Origin of the sequence: Mesorhizobium sp. M7A.F.Ca.CA.003.01.2.1, from assembly GCF_003998945.1 — a bacterium.
Lineage (GTDB): Bacteria > Pseudomonadota > Alphaproteobacteria > Rhizobiales > Rhizobiaceae > Mesorhizobium > Mesorhizobium ciceri.
Window position 1 is genome coordinate 1 of sequence record NZ_RZRA01001469.1, and the last position, 806, is coordinate 806.

1 pseudogene is annotated in these 806 nt (G+C 63.5%); it reads left to right on the forward strand.

Annotated elements, in window-relative coordinates:
• Positions 1–759 (forward strand): annotated as a pseudogene (locus EN969_RS33520) (FAD-binding protein); the annotation flags it as partial.
• Positions 760–806 lie beyond the last annotated feature (47 nt).

Genomic DNA, 806 nt, shown 5'->3' on the forward strand with positions numbered 1-806 from the left:
TTCTTCGACCTGGACGAGGCGGACGATCAGGGCAACGAATATGGGGTCGCCTGGATCGATCAGTTGGCCGGCGGCCGCAACAGCGGTCGTGGCCTGCTGCTGTCGGGCAATCACGCCGAGCACGGCTCGCATGCCGCCTCGCGCGTCGGCGGCAATTTCTCGGTACCGGTGCAGCCGCCGTTCAATGTGCTCAACCGGCCGTTCCTGACCGCCTTCAACGCTGCCTACAGGTGGAGGAAGAGCCGAGCAACGGTGCCGCGCCAGGCCGGATATCAGGGCTTCTTCTTTCCACTTGACGGCGTGCGCGACTGGAACCGGCTTTATGGGCCGAAAGGGCTCTTCCAGCACCAGAGCGTGGTGCCGGAAGAGACGGCGCGCGAGGCCGTGCCGGCATTGCTGGCGGCTGCAAGGCAAGCCGGGCAGGGCTCGTTCCTCACGGTGCTGAAACGCTTCGGCTCCATCCGCTCGCCGGCGCTGCTGTCGTTTCCGCGTCCCGGCTACACGCTGACACTGGATTTCCCCAACAGGGGCGCCACGACGCTGACACTGCTGCGGGAACTCGACCGCATCACGGTCGAGGCCGGCGGCGCGGTCAATCCGTACAAGGACGCCCGCATGGGGGCCGAAATCTTCGCTTCGTCCTTTCCCGAATGGCAGCGGCTGGAAGGGCTCCGCGACCACGCCTTCATGTCTGATTCCTGGGCGCGCACCGCGAAGAGACTGGATGCGCGACGAGGCGCGGTCGAAGCAGCCGAATAGATAAAATTCGAATAATTCTTGGTTAATTGATGATTAATAACGAGATT